Source organism: Streptomyces roseirectus (assembly GCF_014489635.1).
GTDB classification, from domain to species: Bacteria; Actinomycetota; Actinomycetes; order Streptomycetales; family Streptomycetaceae; genus Streptomyces; species Streptomyces roseirectus.
The window spans coordinates 5,946,535-5,962,481 of record NZ_CP060828.1 but is presented as its reverse complement, the minus strand read 5'-3'; the positions used below and the strand labels follow the sequence as shown (position 1 = coordinate 5,962,481).

The 15,947-nt window shown below is 72.4% G+C and carries 12 protein-coding genes; 1 reads left to right on the top strand and 11 read right to left on the bottom strand.

Features of this window, described 5'->3' with window-relative positions; translation table 11 throughout:
• Positions 1 to 15: 15 nt before the first annotated feature.
• The 5 genes from IAG44_RS25380 to IAG44_RS25360 form a co-directional block, all read right to left on the bottom strand.
• Positions 16 to 2,322: a xanthine dehydrogenase family protein molybdopterin-binding subunit gene (locus IAG44_RS25380; protein WP_187749376.1), complete on the bottom strand. Its 2,307-nt coding sequence runs from the start codon at positions 2,320 to 2,322 to the stop codon at positions 16 to 18.
• Between the two features lie 151 nt (positions 2,323 to 2,473).
• Positions 2,474 to 4,429, bottom strand: coding sequence for a (2Fe-2S)-binding protein (locus IAG44_RS25375; protein WP_187749375.1), 1,956 nt, complete (start codon positions 4,427 to 4,429; stop codon positions 2,474 to 2,476).
• Entirely contained in the window at positions 4,426 to 5,319 is an 894-nt protein-coding gene (locus tag IAG44_RS25370) for an FAD binding domain-containing protein (RefSeq protein ID WP_187749374.1), read from the bottom strand. The genes IAG44_RS25375 and IAG44_RS25370 overlap by 4 nt, the downstream gene beginning before the upstream one ends.
• Positions 5,320 to 5,652: 333 nt before the next feature.
• The gene (locus IAG44_RS25365; protein ID WP_187749373.1) at positions 5,653 to 5,937 is read right to left on the bottom strand and encodes a DUF3039 domain-containing protein; all 285 of its coding nucleotides are present in this window, start codon (positions 5,935 to 5,937) and stop codon (positions 5,653 to 5,655) included.
• A gap of 28 nt (positions 5,938 to 5,965) precedes the next feature.
• Positions 5,966 to 6,538, bottom strand: coding sequence for a YqgE/AlgH family protein (locus IAG44_RS25360; protein WP_187749372.1), 573 nt, complete (start codon positions 6,536 to 6,538; stop codon positions 5,966 to 5,968).
• A gap of 252 nt (positions 6,539 to 6,790) precedes the next feature.
• Here IAG44_RS25360 and murA point away from each other — a divergent pair, with 252 nt between their 5' ends.
• Entirely contained in the window at positions 6,791 to 8,137 is a 1,347-nt protein-coding gene (gene murA / locus IAG44_RS25355; protein WP_187749371.1) for a UDP-N-acetylglucosamine 1-carboxyvinyltransferase, read from the top strand.
• A gap of 91 nt (positions 8,138 to 8,228) precedes the next feature.
• Here the strand turns inward: murA and IAG44_RS25350 are convergent, their stop codons facing one another.
• From IAG44_RS25350 to IAG44_RS25325, 6 genes are all read right to left on the bottom strand, one after another.
• Positions 8,229 to 8,510: an HU family DNA-binding protein gene (locus tag IAG44_RS25350; protein ID WP_005486790.1), complete on the bottom strand. Its 282-nt coding sequence runs from the start codon at positions 8,508 to 8,510 to the stop codon at positions 8,229 to 8,231.
• A 309-nt stretch (positions 8,511 to 8,819) separates the two neighbouring features.
• Positions 8,820 to 10,238 carry an NAD-dependent malic enzyme gene (locus tag IAG44_RS25345; protein WP_187749370.1) on the bottom strand — a complete coding sequence of 473 codons (1,419 nt, stop codon included), beginning with the start codon at positions 10,236 to 10,238 and terminating at the stop codon, positions 8,820 to 8,822.
• A gap of 317 nt (positions 10,239 to 10,555) precedes the next feature.
• Positions 10,556 to 12,928: a HelD family protein gene (locus IAG44_RS25340; RefSeq protein WP_187749369.1), complete on the bottom strand. Its 2,373-nt coding sequence runs from the start codon at positions 12,926 to 12,928 to the stop codon at positions 10,556 to 10,558.
• Between the two features lie 74 nt (positions 12,929 to 13,002).
• Positions 13,003 to 13,779 (bottom strand): anti-sigma factor family protein, encoded by a 777-nt coding sequence (locus IAG44_RS25335; RefSeq protein ID WP_246562070.1) that lies wholly within the window; start codon positions 13,777 to 13,779, stop codon positions 13,003 to 13,005.
• Between the two features lie 62 nt (positions 13,780 to 13,841).
• Positions 13,842 to 14,363 (bottom strand): sigma-70 family RNA polymerase sigma factor, encoded by a 522-nt coding sequence (locus tag IAG44_RS25330; protein ID WP_010039908.1) that lies wholly within the window; start codon positions 14,361 to 14,363, stop codon positions 13,842 to 13,844.
• A gap of 946 nt (positions 14,364 to 15,309) precedes the next feature.
• Positions 15,310 to 15,909, bottom strand: coding sequence for a CGNR zinc finger domain-containing protein (locus tag IAG44_RS25325; RefSeq protein ID WP_187749367.1), 600 nt, complete (start codon positions 15,907 to 15,909; stop codon positions 15,310 to 15,312).
• Positions 15,910 to 15,947: the final 38 nt, after the last annotated feature.

Here is a 15,947-nt window from a genome sequence, read left to right as displayed (position 1 = left end):
CCCCGAAACCGCCAACTACTGCGTCACCACAGCCGCCTGCGGCCGGATCGGCAGCCGGTTCACCGGCCGCCCCGTAGCCGCCCGCACGGCGGACGCCACCGCCGCCGGCGACGTCACCACGGGCACCGCGCTGGCCGCCTTCGCCCCGAACGGCGCGACGACGTCCCGCTCCTCGACGAGCTTGACGATCCGGATGTCCGGCACGTCCAGGGACGTCGGCAGCGCGTACCCGGTGAGGTCGGGGTGGCGGATCAGCCCGCGCGGGGTGCGCAGGTTCTCGGTGAGGGCGATCCCGACGCCCTGGGTGACGCCGGCCTCGATCCGGGCCGCCAGCTGGGCCGGGTTCAGCACCCGCCCGACGTCCTGGGCGACGGCGAGTTCGACGACCCGCACGGACCCCAGCTCGATGTCGACGTCGACCACCGCGCGCACGGCGCAGAACGCGAGCCCCACGAAGGCGTCGCCCTGGCCCGCGCCGTCGAGCGGTTCGGTGGGGTGCGGGCGGCACTGCGCGGTCGCCCACAGCTCCTTGCCGTGCAGCTCCTCGGCGACGGTGGTGGACAGCACGCCGTCGTACGAGGTGATCTTGCCGTCGGTGATCTGGAGCAGTTCGTGGGACATGCCGAACTTGTGCGCCAGCGGCTGCAGGAGCTGCGTGCGGACCATCTTGGCGGCCCGCTCGACGGCGCCCCCGGAGACCCAGGTGTGGCGCCCCCGGCAGCCGGGGCCCGCGGGCGGCTGGTCGGTGTCGACGGGGGCGACGTGGACCTCGTCGATGCCCAGGGTCTCCTGGACGATCTGGCGCGCGAGCGTGGTGAAGCCCTGGCCGTACTCGACGGCCGCGCACAGGACGGTCGCGACGCCGCCCTGGACCTTCACGGTGGCCGTGGAGACCTCGTCGGCGCCCTCCGCGCCGAGCATGTGGACCATGCCGAGGCCGTAGCCGACGCCCCGGCGGACGGCGCCCGGCTCGCCCGCGCCCTCGGGCCCGCCGGGCAGCAGCCACTCGTCCTCCGGGGTGTCCTTGGGGAGCGCCGGGAGGGGGTGTTCCTGGACGGCCTGGAGGAGTTCCGCGACGGGTGCGGGACAGGTGACGGTCTGGCCGGTCGGCAGGACGTCGCCGGTCGCCATGACGTTGCGCAGGCGCAGCTCGGCGGGGTCGAGGCCGAGCTTCTTGGCGAGCTTGTCCATCTGCGCCTCGTAGGCCGCGCAGACCTGCATCGCGCCCTCTCCGCGCACGTGCCCGGAGGGCGGGTTGTTCGTGCGGACGGCCCAGCCCTCGATGAACGCGTTCGGGACGACGTAGGGGCCGCAGGCGAACGACACGGCCGCCGCGAGCGCTTCGGACGACGTGTCCGCGTACGCGCCCGCGTCGAGCAGGATCTGCGCCTCGACCTTGACGAGCTTGCCCTCGGCGTCGGCGTGGTGGCGGTAGCGCAGGAGCGTCGGGTGGCGGTGGGCGTGCCCGAGGAACGACTCCTCGCGCGTGGCGGTGAGTTTGACCGGGCAGCCGGTCTTCAGCGCGAGCAGGCCGAGCGGCAGTTGGAAGCCCTGGTCCTCGCGGTCGGCGGTGGCCCCGGGGACGCCGGTGACGACGATCTTCACGCGCTCGGGCGGCAGTCCGTAGACGGCGGCGGCGGTGTCGCGGTCGGTGTGCGGGTCGGTGGAGGCGAGGTACAGCTCGACGCCGCCGTCCGGGCGCGGGACGGCGAGTCCGGCCTCGGCGCCGATCGGGGCGGGGTCGGCGCGGCCGATGCGGTACTGGCCCTCGACGACGACCTCGCCGACGGCCTCCGCGTCGCCGTGGCGCAGCGGGATGTGCCGGATCAGGTTGCCGTCGGGGTGCAGCGGTTCGGCCTCGAACGCCAGCTCCGGGTCGGTGACCGGGTCCAGGACCTCGTACTCGACGATGACGGCGGCGGCGGCCATGCGCGCGGTGTCCGGGTGGTCGGCGGCGACGGCCGCCAGGGGCTCGCCGTGGTGGCGCACGTACTCGGAGGCGAAGACGGGACGGTCGACGACGCCCCGGCCGTGCCGGGGGGTGCCGGGGACGTCCTCGTGGGTGATGACGGCGCGGACGCCGGGCATCTCGCGCGCGTGGGAGGTGTCGATGGACACCACGCGCGCGCGGGGGTGCGGGGAGCGCAGGACGGCCGCCCACAGCAGCCCCTCCGCCCACAGGTCGGCGGCGTACGGGAAGGTGCCCTCGGTCTTCGCGCGGGAGTCCGCCGGGTGCAGCGAGGACCCCAGCCCGTGCGGGATCGCCTCGGGCACGGCGACGGCTTCCGGGGCGACGGGCGCGGCGACGGCGTCCTGGCTCACACCGCACCTCCGTCCGGGCCGCACGCGTACGCCCGCGCCCGCGAGACGCGGGGCCGGCCACCTCCGTCGTGCGACGTTCTACGCGCGTACGACGCGCCGTACGGGCTCGACGCCCCGCGTACGGCCGCCGCGCCGTACGGAACCGGCTCGCTCACGCCTGGCCTCCGTCCTGGCCGAACACCTGGCCCTGTCCTCCCAAGGTCCCCGTGTCGAAGACCGACGGGCTCGCCCCGCCGGCCCCCGGGCCCGCCTGATGCGGAATACGTGCCCCGTCGCCGTCCGTCTCAGCCTCGGCGGCGGCAAGGGCCTCGCGCTCCTGGACGACCTCCTGGACGGCGTCCAGGACGCCCCGGTAGCCGGAGCAGCGGCACAGGTTGCCGCACAGCGCCTGGCGCGCCTCCAGCTCGGTCGGCGCCGGGTTGCCCTCCAGCAGGTCGTGCACGGTCATCGCCATGCCGGGGACGCAGAAGCCGCACTGGACGGCGCCGCACCGCGCGAGCGCGCGCTGGACGTCGGACGGCTGCCCGTCCTCGGCAAGGCCCTCGACCGTGCGGACCTCGCTGCCCGCGGTCGTCACGGCGGGCACCAGGCAGGAGGCGACGAGCCGCCCGTCCACCTGGACGTTGCACGCGCCGCACTCGCCCTGCGAGCAGCCGTCCTTGGCGCCCGCGAGGCCGAGGCGTTCGCGCAGGACGTACAGCAGCGACTCGCCGATCCAGGCGTCGGTCACGGGCCGGTCGGCGCCGTTGACGGACAGCGTGTACGAGGCGAGCGGATGTTCCTCGCCGGGCGGCGGCACGGCCTCCTCGGCCTCGTCCGCCCCCGCGTCCTCCTGAGCCTCTTCCAGGCCCTCGGGAGCACCCTGGGCGACCTCGGGGTCACTTTCGGCCCCGAAGGCGCTCTCAGCGGCCTCCACGGGCTCCTGCGGGGCCTCGTACGCCGGTTCGACGGCCGGCTCGACGGCCGCCTCGGCGGAAGCCGCGCCCGGAGCGTCCTCGGCGGCCGGGACCCCATGGCCGTCCGGACCGGCGTCCGACGCCGTGTCCGCCACCGCCTCGGGCTCCGGCTCGGGTTCCGGCGCGAGCCGCTGCCCCGCCCCGGAGGTCAGCCGGCTGATGACGGCGGAGGCGGCGTCGGGCTCGACGAGAGCGGGCGCCCCGGCACCGGCCTCGGAGTCGGCAGGGGCATGACCAACGACCTCACCGGGGCCGACGGCCTCACCGGGAGCGGCAACCTCGCCGAGACCGGCGACCGCACCGGCCGCCCCCTCGTGCGCCCCCGCCTCGCCCCTGTACTCCTCGCGCCCGTACTCCACGCCACCGGCGAGATCGAGCCCCCGCCCGTCGCTGCCGGTCAGATCGAGGCCCCGTCCGTCGGAGTGCCCGAACTCCAGCCCGGCGCCGGTCCCTTCGGCGTGCCCCGTGGGCGCTCCGTCCGCGTGCACCTCGGGGTACCCGACCCCGTGCCCGTCCGACTGCCCGACGTCCGACTGCCCGACGGCCGCGCCGAATTCGGTCCCGCGCCCGTCCGAGTACCCGGAGAGGCCCGGCAGTTCGACCCCGCGTCCGTCGGAGTGCCCGGCGTGTCCCTGCTGGTCCCAGCCGGCCTCGGCCCAGGGCGCGGCGGCCCCGCCGGGCAGCGTGGACGAGGGATCGCCGCCCCACTGCTGTTCGACCAGCGCCGACGCGGTGAACTCCCCCGACTCGTCCGGGAGATCGCCCCCGGCGACGGGGATGGACCACTGCCCGGTCACGTCGTGCGCGGGCGCGGCCGGCGGCGGCTCCTCGTAGGTCCACTGCCCGGTCTGCTGACCGGGGTAGGTGAAGCGGTCGTCGCCGGAACCGGAGACGGTGGGCGCGGGCCACTCGGCGCCGTCCGCGGGCGCGCCCCAGTTCTCGGCGCCCGGCGTGGGCGCTATCGGCGGCGGCACGTAGCCGTGGCCCGGGGCCGCGAGGGGACTGTCGCGCGCGAGGAGCGCGTCGACGCCCCCTTCGGGCAGCTTGACGAAGGCGGTCGCGCCGTCGTCGTAGTCGCCCTGCGGCAGCGGATCCCAGCGGCTGACGCCCTGTGGCGTGCCGTGTTCCTGACTGTGCTGCTCGTCGGTCACGACAGCGCCCTCCCCAGTGCTCGTCGGGCCAGCGCGGCGACGGTGCGCCGCAGGTGCAGTACGGCGGGCGGCAGCGGGACGACGCTGCCGTCGACCTCCGGGACCGGGTCGGGGATGCAGGCGGCGGCGACGTACTCGCCGAACGCGGTCAGCGCCTCGGGCACGAGCCGCCGGTTGTTGTCCCAGTCGATGAGGCGGGCGACCCACGCCTCGGCGTCCAGCGGGCGCAGCGGCATCGGGGCGATGGCGCCGACCGCGCAGCGCACCCCGCGCCGGGCGGGGTCGAGGACGAGGGCGACGGAGGCGACGGCGCGGCCGGGTCCGGTGCGGCCGGTCGCCTTGAGGAAGACCTGGGGGGCGTGCAGCAGGGGCACGCGCACGTAGCCGATGAGTTCGCCGCCGCGCAGCATCTCCATGCCGGCCAGCAGGTGGGAGACGGGGATCTCGCGGCGGGCGCCGCCGGGGCCCGCGATGACGAGGGTGGCCTCCAGGGCGGCGAGCACGGGCAGCGCGTCGCCGGTGGGCGCGGCGGTGGCGATGTTGCCGCCGAGGGTGCCCGCGTTGCGGATCTGCGGGGGACCCGCCGCGCGCGCGGAGGCGGCGAGGGCGGGGATGAGGGCGGCGAAGTCGGGGCGTCCCATGCGCGCGTGCGTGAGGCCCGCGCCGAGGAGGGCGTGGCCGTCCTGGTACTGCCAGCCGCGGATCTCGCTGATGCGGCCGAGGCCGACCAGCGCGGCGGGCCTGAGCTGGCCGGAGTTGACGGCGGCCATGAGGTCGGTGCCGCCCGCGACGGGGACGGCCGTGGGCATCGCCGCGAGGGCCGCGACGGCCTCGTCCAGGGTCGTGGGCAGCGTCACGGACTGCGCCGCCTGCGGTGCGTGCGTGGTCAAAACCGGCTGCCCCTTCCCGCTGCCCCACCTGGTCCCACCTGTTGCGCCGTACGGTACGTGCTGACAGGGCGGACGTGGCAACTCTGGCACATGTTCGCAACGCCCGAGGACAGGGGTCCACTTGGGACTGTTCGCCCACCTCAGACCCGTTTTCCCCGCCCGTCCGCACTCTGCGCGAATTGCCCCTCTTCGGTGACCCTGAGGGGTTTTTCCCTACTTGCCTACAAGGTGCGTATCGACCATGCCGACAAGGTGCGTACCGCCGGCCGCCCGAGCGCACGAAAGCCTCCGGCACGCACCCGCGCGCGTGCCGGAGGCGTCCACGAAGAAGCGTTACTTGCCGCCGTCCCCGTCCTTGTCGTCCCCGGAGCCCATGGACTCGTAGATCTCCTTGCACATGGGACAGACCGGGTACTTCTTGGGGTCGCGGCCGGGCACCCACACCTTGCCGCAGAGCGCGACGACGGGGGTCCCGTCGAGGGCGCTCGCCATGATCTTGTCCTTCTGGACGTAGTGCGCGAACCGCTCGTGGTCACCGTCGCCGTGCGACACCTGCGGCGTCGGCTCGACGAGGGTTCCCGTACCTGTTCCGCGCTCGGGCTCGGGAAGAGTGCTCATGCGCCCAGGGTACTGAAGCTCACACCCCTCAGTTGAGCGAAGGGTCGTCCGGGTACGTGGCCACCATCGCGAGCTGGCTGCGCTGGCGCCGCAGCACCTCGCGCCAGAGTCTTTCGGGCGCCGGCGAGGAGACGTCGCCGGGCTCCGACTCGACGACGTACCAGGCGCCGTCCCCCAGCTCGTCCTCCAGCTGTCCCGGGCCCCAGCCGGAGTACCCGGCGAAGATGCGCAGGGAGCCCAGCGCCTGGGCGAGGAGTTCGGGCGGGGCCTCCAGGTCGACGAGGCCGATCGCGCCGTGCACGCGCCGCCAGCCGAGCGGCGCGCGTTCCGCCGAGCCGCCGCCGGGGATCACCGCGACGCCGAGCGCGGAGTCGAGGGAGACGGGGCCGCCCTGGAAGACGACACCGGGCTCCCCGGCGAGGTCGGCCCAGCCCTCCAGGATGTCGCCCACCCCCACGGGCGTCGGGCGGTTGAGGACGACACCGAGCGAGCCCTCCTCGTCGTGGTCGAGAAGGAGCACCACCGCGCGGTCGAAGTTCGGGTCCGCCAGGGCGGGCGTTGCCACGAGCAGCCGCCCTGTGAGCGAGGACACCTCGGTCATGCCAGACATGATCCCGCATCTTCCCCACGTGTGGGGAGGCAATGCGCGCAGAGAAGTTCGGGCAGCTCCGGGCAGGTGACGACCCTCTACGCGCGCGTGGAGCGTCAGTGACCGCACGTACCCGGCACCACACCGATCGTGTTGTGACACAGCCATGACGGTCCTGTGGACGTCCTGGGCTTACGGGCGGGGGGTGAACGGCGATTACCCTGTCCCTTCTGGCCCTGCCCCACCCCACGGAACGCGAGATTCATGACCGTCAACGGCTCTGACGACGTACTGGTTGTCCACGGCGGAACCCCGCTGGAGGGCGAGATCCGGGTCCGCGGCGCGAAGAACCTCGTGCCGAAGGCCATGGTGGCCGCCCTGCTGGGCAGCGAGCCGAGTCGGCTGCGCAACGTTCCGGACATCCGTGACGTGCGCGTCGTACGCGGACTGCTGCAACTGCACGGGGTGACGGTCCGTCCGGGAGAGGAGCCGGGCGAGCTGGTGATGGACCCGACGTACGTGGAGAGCGCGAACGTCGCCGACATCGACGCGCACGCGGGCTCCAGCCGCATCCCGATCCTGTTCTGCGGCCCGCTGCTGCACCGGCTCGGGCACGCCTTCATACCCGGGCTCGGCGGCTGCGACATCGGCGGTCGGCCGATCGACTTCCACTTCGACGTGCTGCGCCAGTTCGGCGCGACGATCGAGAAGCGGGCGGACGGCCAGTACCTGGAGGCGCCGCAGCGGCTGCGCGGCACGAAGATCCGGCTGCCGTACCCGTCGGTCGGCGCGACCGAGCAGGTGCTGCTGACGGCGGTGCTCGCCGAGGGCGTCACCGAGCTGTCCAACGCGGCGGTCGAGCCGGAGATCGAAGACCTCATCTGCGTCCTGCAGAAGATGGGCGCGATCATCGCCATGGACACCGACCGCACGATCCGCATCACCGGTGTCGACAAGCTCGGCGGCTACACCCACGCGGCCCTCGCGGACCGTCTGGAGGCCGCCTCCTGGGCTTCCGCGGCGCTCGCGACCAACGGGAACATCTACGTCCGCGGCGCCCAGCAGCGCTCGATGATGACGTTCCTGAACACCTACCGGAAGGTCGGCGGGGCCTTCCAGATCGACGACGAGGGCATCCGCTTCTGGCACCCCGGCGGCCAGCTCAAGTCGATCGCCCTGGAGACGGACGTCCACCCCGGTTTCCAGACCGACTGGCAGCAGCCCCTGGTCGTCGCCCTCACGCAGGCCACCGGCCTCTCGATCATCCACGAGACGGTCTACGAGTCCCGGCTCGGCTTCACCTCCGCCCTGAACCAGATGGGCGCCCACATCCAGCTCTACCGCGAATGCCTCGGCGGCTCCGACTGCCGCTTCGGCCAGCGCAACTTCCTGCACTCGGCGGTCGTCTCGGGCCCGACGAAGCTCCAGGGCGCCGACCTGGTCATCCCGGACCTCCGGGGCGGCTTCTCGTACCTGATCGCGGCACTGGCCGCGGAGGGCACGTCCCGGGTCCACGGCATCGACCTGATCAACCGGGGCTACGAGAACTTCATGGAGAAGCTGGTGGAACTCGGCGCGAAGGTCGAACTCCCGGGCAAGACGCTCGGCTGAAAGGCTTTCTGACACAGATACGACGATGGGCGGCCCTCCTTTTCAGGAGGGCCGCCCATCGTTTGTTTCAGCGAGGCGAAGCCGCTGAGCCTTACTTGCCCTTCGCGGCTTCCTTCAGCTTGCTGCCCGCGGAGACCTTGACGGAGTAGCCCGCCGGGATCTGGATGGGGTCGCCGGTCTGCGGGTTGCGCGCGGTGCGAGCGGCACGGTGGGTGCGCTCGAAGGTCAGGAAGCCGGGGATGGTGACCTTCTCGTCGCCCTTGGCGACGATGTCGCCGACGACCTCGGCGAACGCGGCCAGCACGGCGTCGGCGTCCTTGCGGGTCACCTCGGCGCGGTCGGCCAGCGCGGCCACCAGCTCACTGCGGTTCATGTTGTTACTCCCGTGTTCTTCTTGCTGTTGGGGCGTGCCCTGCGGCAAAGCCTCGGGCACAGCGAAGCCGATACGCTCGCGCCCAGGGTCGCATCCTGCCCCTACCTGCGGCGCGAAAGCCAATCCGGCACCCGTAGGGGTCGTGAGAACCCCCGGGGGAGGCACACGAAAGGCGCCTGTTCGGCCGCAACCCTAGAGTCACCGCCGACCAGCCCGGTTCCGCGACGCGCCGGTCACCAAGCGTGGGAAGTCTCACAGACGCGACCCCAAGGCGGTCACGAAGGCGACCGCTTTGGGGCATCGATAAGGTTACGACGCCGACGCGCCGGCCGCCTTCGCCGCCTCCCGCACCGCCCCGGCCACCGCGCCGGCGACCTTGTCGTTGAAGACGCTGGGGATGATGTAGTTCGGGTTCAGCTCGCCCTCGGTCACCACGTCCGCCAGCGCCTTCGCGGCCGCAAGCATCATCTCGGTGTTGACCGTCCGGGACTGCGCGTCGAGGAGACCGCGGAAGACACCCGGGAAGACCAGCACGTTGTTGATCTGGTTGGGGAAGTCGGAGCGCCCGGTGGCGACGACGGCGGCGGTCTGCCGGGCCACGCCCGGGTCGACCTCGGGGTCGGGGTTCGCGAGCGCGAAGACGATCGCGCCCTCGGCCATGGCGGCGACGTCGTCCCCGTCGAGGACGTTCGGGGCGGAGACGCCGATGAACACGTCCGCGCCGCGCACGGCCTCCTTGAGGGTGCCGGTCAGGCCCTCGTGGTTGGTGTTGTCGGCGATCCAGCGCAGCGGCGAGTCCGCGGGCGCGTCGACGAGGTCGGCGCGGGCCGCGTGGACGACGCCGTGGATGTCGGCGACGACGGCGTGCTTGACGCCCGCCGCGAGGAGCAGCTTGAGGATCGCGGTACCGGCCGCGCCCGCGCCGGACATGACGACCCTCACATCGGAGACGTCCTTGCCGACGACCCGCAGCGCGTTGGTGAGCGCGGCGAGGACGACGATGGCGGTGCCGTGCTGGTCGTCGTGGAAGACGGGGATGTCCAGGGCCTCGCGCAGGCGGGCCTCGATCTCGAAGCAGCGCGGCGCGGAGATGTCCTCCAGGTTGATGCCGGCGAAGCCCGGGGCGATGGCCTTGACGATCTCGACGATCGCGTCGGTGTCCTGGGTGTCGAGGCACAGCGGCCAGGCGTCGATGCCGGCGAACCGCTTGAAGAGGGCCGCCTTGCCCTCCATGACCGGCAGCGCGGCCTTGGGGCCGATGTTGCCGAGGCCGAGGACCGCGGAGCCGTCCGTGACGACCGCGACGGAGTTGCGCTTGATGGTGAGGCGGCGGGCGTCCTCGGGGTTCTCGGCGATCGCCATGCAGACGCGGGCGACGCCCGGCGTGTAGATCATGGAGAGGTCGTCACGGTTGCGGATGGGGTGCTTGGACGCCATCTCGATCTTGCCGCCGAGGTGCATCAGGAACGTACGGTCGGAGACCTTGCCGAGCGTGACGCCCTCGATGCCGCGCAGCTTCTCGACGATCTCGTCCGCGTGGGACGTCGAGGTGGCCGCGATGGTGACGTCGATGCGCAGCTTCTCGTGGCCCGACGCGGTCACGTCGAGGCCGGTCACCGAGCCTCCGGAGGACTCCACGGCGGTGGTGAGGGCCGAGACCGCGGTTCCGCTGGCGGGCACCTCCAGCCGGATCGTCATCGAGTAGGAGACGCTGGGCGCCGTTGCCATGGCCGACTTCCTCTTTCACCGTAAGGCTTCGCCGTGAGGCTGAATCTTGCTGTCCGATCGTCGCACCTACCGTCGGGTAGGCGTTAGCCGGGCCTGGATTGCGGTCCTTGTGTTCACGACGGAAAGAGGCCCACGTCACATCGGACGTGGGCCTCTTCGTCAAGCCTGTGACACCGGCCCGCCATGCTCGCCTCGCGGCAAGTGGTCGCTCGAAGCGACTAAGGTTGGGCCCGGGGGCTTGGATCGAGCCGGTGTCACAGCAAGGCTAACAAACCGACGCCCGCGAACCATTCCCGTCCCGGGAGTTCACCGGAAAACTACTCCCGCAGCAGGTCCGGTACCCCCGCCTCGTCCGGTTCGTCGCGCTCTCCGGAGACCACCGTGAGCTGCTGCGTCGCCCGGGTCAGGGCCACGTACAGGACACGCAGGCCCGCCGGGGACTCGTCCGCGATCTCCGCCGGGGAGACGACGACCGTCGCGTCGTACTCCAGGCCCTTCGCCTCCAGGCTGCCCAGGGCCACCGCACGGTCGCCGAGGCCGTCCAGCCAGCGGCGGGCCTCCTCGCGGCGGTTCATGGCGACGACGACGCCGACGGTGCCGTCCACCTGGCCGAGGAGCCGGGCGGTCTCCGCGCGGACGGTCTCGGCGAGGCTCTGCCGGACGGCCGTGAAGCGCGGGACGATCCCGGTCGAGCGCACCGCCCTCGGGGACTCGGCGCCGGGCATCGCCAGGGCCAGCACCTTCGCCGCCAGCTCGGCGATCTCGGCGGGGTTGCGGTAGTTGACCGTGAGGGAGAAGCGACGGCGCGGACGGCTGCCCAGCGCCTCGTCGCGGGCCTCGGCGGCCTCGTCCGGGTCGGACCAGGACGACTGCGCCGGGTCCCCGACGACCGTCCACGTGGCGTGCCTGCCGCGCCGGCCGACCATCCGCCACTGCATCGGCGTGAGGTCCTGCGCCTCGTCCACGATGACGTGCGCGTACTCCACGCGCTCCTGCGCCAGCCGCTCGGCGCGCTCCCGCTGCGTCTCCTCGCGCACGGGCATCAGCTCGTCGAGGCCGGTGAGCTGGTCCAGGGGGTCGAGTTCGCGCTTCTTCTTCGGGCGGGCCGGGGTGCCGAGGATCGCCTGGAGCTCGTCCAGCATCGCGATGTCGTGCACCGAGTAGCCGTCGCGCTTCAGCGAGCGCGCGACCCTGCGGACCTCGCCCGGGTTCAGGATCCGGCGCGCCCAGCGGCCGAGCCGGCGCTCGTCCGCCATCGCCGCGAGGACACCCTTGGGGGTCAGCTCGGGCCACCAGGCGTCCAGGAACTCGATGAACGAGTCCTCCGTCGAGACGTCCTCGTCGAAGGAGAGGCGCAGCTCGGCGGCGAGTTCGGGGTCGGTGTGCCGGGACGCGGCTCCCGAGCGCTCCCAGAGGGCGTCAAGGAGCAGCTTTCGCGCGCGCGGGCGCAGGAGGTTCACCGGGGCTGTGCCGCTGAGCGCCGTGCGGCGCACGTGGTCCAGGGTGTCGGCCTCCAGCTCCAGGCGGCGGTTGAAGGCGACGACGCGCAGGCGGGTGGGGGTACCTGAGGACTCCGTAGTACCCGTAGTACCCGTAGTACCCGTAGTACCCCCGGGGGTCACCTCCAGCGCCCCCCGCGCCGCCTTCCGCAGGACCTTCAGCATGCGGTACGAGCCCTTGGCGCGGGCGACGGCCGGGGAGTCGTGGAGGGTGGCCTCCGCGCCGTCCACGAGGGAGCCGATCGCGCGGATCGCGACCTGGCCCTCCTCGCCCAGGGAGGGCAGGACGCCCTCGGTGTAGGCGACCAGGAGGGGGGTCGGGGAGACGATGAGGATGCCGCCCGCGTATCTGCGTCTGTCCTGGTAGAGGAGGTAGGCCGCGCGGTGCAGGGCCACGGCCGTCTTGCCGGTACCGGGGCCGCCCTCCACGTACGCCACGGACGCGGCGGGCGCGCGGATCACCAGGTCCTGTTCGGCCTGGATGGAGGAGACGATGTCGCGCATCGTGTGGGTGCGGGCCTGGCCGAGGGCGGCCATGAGGGCGCCGTCGCCGATCGCGGGCAGCTTGGCGCCGTCCAGGAACGCCGTCAGCTCGGGGCGCATCAGGTCGTCCTCGACGCCGAGGACGCGGCGGCCCTTGGAGCGGATGACGCGGCGGCGGACGACGCGGCCGGGGTCGACCGGGGTGGAGCGGTAGAACGGCGCGGCGGCGGGCGCGCGCCAGTCGATGACGAGGGGCGCGTACTCCTCGTCGAGGACGCCGATGCGGCCGATGTGCAGCGTCTCGGCGATGTCGGCGGTGTTGTCGTCCCGGATCACGCCCTCGGCGGGTTCGACGGCCGTGTAGGCGCCGTCGGGGCCCTTCTTGCCGTCCTTGCCGAGGAGCAGGTCGATCCGGCCGAAGAGGAAGTCCTCGAACTCGTTGTTGAGCCGGTTGAGGTGGATCCCGGCCCGGAAGACCTGGGCGTCACGCTCGGCGAGTGCGCCCGGCGTGCCGACCTGACCGCGCTGGGACGCGTCGTGGAGCAGGAACTCGGCCTCGTGGATCTTCTCCTCGAGACGCCGGTAGACCCGGTCGAGGTGTTCCTGTTCGACGCTGATCTCGCGGTCGCGTACGGAGTCCTGGACCGAGTCCAGGGCCGTCGCGGACGCTGATCTGAGCGCGGTCTCCTGTTGAGCCTGAGCGGCCACCGGGCCCCCTTCTGACGTGCTGGGCAGCCGTCAACCGTACGCGAAGGGGGCCGGTGCGTGGAAGTCACGCGCGCTCAGGCGTCGATCTGGACCAGCTTCTTCCCGCCCAGGGTGACGACCTCGTAGTGGTCGATCTGGTCGGGCGTCATGGACGTGCCGCCCATGACGTACAGCGGGTTGCGGGCCTGCTCGGTCTGGGCGTCCGGGATGCCGTAGCCCCAGTTCGGGACAGCCCAGGTGGAGACGGTCTCGCGTTCGCCGTTCTTGCCGACGGCGATCAGGACGCACTTCTCCGGGCCGGTGACGTTCTTGAGCTCGATCACGGCCTCGGTGCCCCACGCCTTCTTGGCGTAGGCGACGGTGCCGGTGACCTTGGTGCCCGCGTCGGTCGCGGTCCTCTTGTCGGAGAGCGTGCCGAAGACGTCCTTCGCGGGGTTCGCGGAGGCCACGACGCCGGTCTTGGCGCCGCCGTCGTCCCCTCCCGTCGCCGCCATCACGCCGAGCGGGCCGCCGATGATGAGCGCGGCGGCGGCCGCGACCAGGAAGAACGAGCGGCGGCGCTTGGCCGCGCGGCGGTCGGCGACCTCGTCGACCAGCTTCTCGACGAGGCGCGGGCTGGGCTTGGCGGACAGGGACTCGCCGATCGCGGGGGTGCCGGTGCCCGGCAGGTCCGCGAGGGCGGCGAGCATCGGTTCCATGCCGGCCAGCTCGTCGAGCTGCTGGGCGCACCATTCGCAGCCGGCGAGGTGGGCCTCGAAGGCGGTCGCCTCGGCGTCGTCCAGGATGCCCAGCGCGTAGGCGCCGACGGTCTCGTGCTCGTTGGGAGCGGGGGTTCCCTGCCTGGGGCTCATGGGTCCAGACATACCCGGACCACCCATGCCGAATCCGCCGCCTTGTCCCCCGTACACACTCATCACGCCGTCACCCCCCGCTCCTCCAGAGCCAGCTTCATCGACCGCAGGGCGTAGAACACCCTGGAGCGGACGGTGCCGCTGGGGATGCCCAAGGTCTCCGCCGCCTCATTGACGGTACGCCCCTTGAAGTACGTCTCGACGAGCACCTCCCGGTGGGCCGGGGTCAGGTCGTCGAGCGCGTCCGACAGGGTCATCAGCCACAGCGCCTTGTCGATCTCGTCCTCCGCGGGGATGACCTCCAGCGGTGACGGGTCGACCTCCTGCGGCCGGGCCTGCCGGCTGCGGTGTCCGTCGATGACGATGCGCCGGGCGACCGTCACCAGCCAGGGGCGTACCGATCCGGTGGCTCGATTGAGCTGTCCGGCGTTCTTCCAGGCACGGATAAGAGTCTCTTGTACGACGTCCTCGGCGCGTTGGCGGTCTCCGGCGACCAGGCGCAGGACATATGCGAGGAGAGGTCCGGCGTGCTCCCGGTACAGGGCACGCATCAGCTCCTCATCAGGCTCCGAGGGCTGGGACATGCGATGTCGGGCCCTCGATCCACGTTCATTGGCCACGACGGAATCCTTGCGCACGCCCACCTCCGATGTCCGGGGGTTCCCCCAGTCGGTCGCTCCGCCACGAGTACGGGCGGGGGTGCGGGAGTGTTCAAAGGGGCTCGACAAATTCGTTTCCGACGCCGTGACGAGGTGGACATGGCCGCACATCCCCGCCCAAAGATCTTTACATTTCCGCCACATCGACAAGATCGCGCCACGTGCCCGGGTGACGCGCAAGTGAAACGGAGTGTTGTCGAAATCACTTCAACAAGAGGCGGGACGCGATGCGGAGTTTCGCGGCGAATGGGTCATGTGGGGCGACGCCAAGGCGAGTTGACACCCCTTCACGCGCCGCTTCCGCTCCCCTCTCCGACCTGACTTCCACATCCGGTCCGAGATACGCCATGGCTCTACGCGCGCGGACTCCTCGGCGAGGGCAGTTGCCTCGCGGGTATGCCAACTGACGGACTTTGCAAGCACCTTTGGCTGGGGGCGGCGGGTCGAGGGCGTTGTTCGCCGGCCTGGGTGGGGAGGGTGGATGGGTCGGGGTGGCGGGATATGGGTGTGGTGGGTGCGGGCTGGGGGGCCGGGGGGTGTTCGCGTCCGGCAGGTGCCTCGTCGGGCGGAGCCTCGTCCGGTCGCTGTGCCGGGTGTGTGCGGCCGGTCGGCGGTCGTGGCCGCGCAGGCCGTGGTGGTGGGCCTGCGGCGGGGGCGAGCCCGCTGGCGGCCGGTCCACCACCCGCCCCCTACGGGCAGTTGGCCACCCACACTCACCCCCACCCACCCCAGGGGCGCGGGGCTGTATCGATCTGCGGCTCCGCCGCGGGGCGCGAACAACCACGACGCACCCGCACCCGCCGACGCACGTCACCACCCCACCCGTACCGCGCCGAACCCGCACCCCCAACTCCCGGCCCTCCGCACCCCCTCACGCCCGCGCCAACGCCGCTCGCCTCCGGTGTCGGGCGACCCGCTCCCGGTTTCCGCAGACCTCGCTGGAGCACCAGCGGCGCCGGCGTCCACGGGAGGTGTCGAGGTAGACGATGCCGCAGTTGTCCCCCTCGCACTCGCGCAGGGCGGCGCGGGAGGAGGGGTCGGTGAGGAGGTCGAGGGCGTCGCGGGCGATGGTGGAGAGGAGGGCGGAACAGGTCGCCGGTGTGGCCAACTCGGCGGTGAGCAGGCCCTCTTGGGAGAGGACGGCCCGGGGAGCCGGCGGCGCCGGCAGCGCGGCCTCGTTGAGCTGCGCGAGCGGACGTTCGCAGGAGAATCCCTCGGCGTGCAGACACCCCTGCACCAACCTCCCGACAGCGCCCCGCAGTTCACGGAACCCCACCAGCCACCCCGCGTCGACCCGAACCGGCAGCGCGCCGACGGGAACCACCCCGGACGCCCCGATCCAGGCGGCCAACGACCCGGCGTCGTCGAGGCGTTCATGCGGACGACTGGTCGCGAGGAGATCGAGGCACAACCGCCCGGCGTCGAACCGCAACTCGTACGGACCCGGAACCATTGCCACACGCAGCGCCATGGAGCTGTCACCGCCTAGCGAAGGACAGAGAACGACCG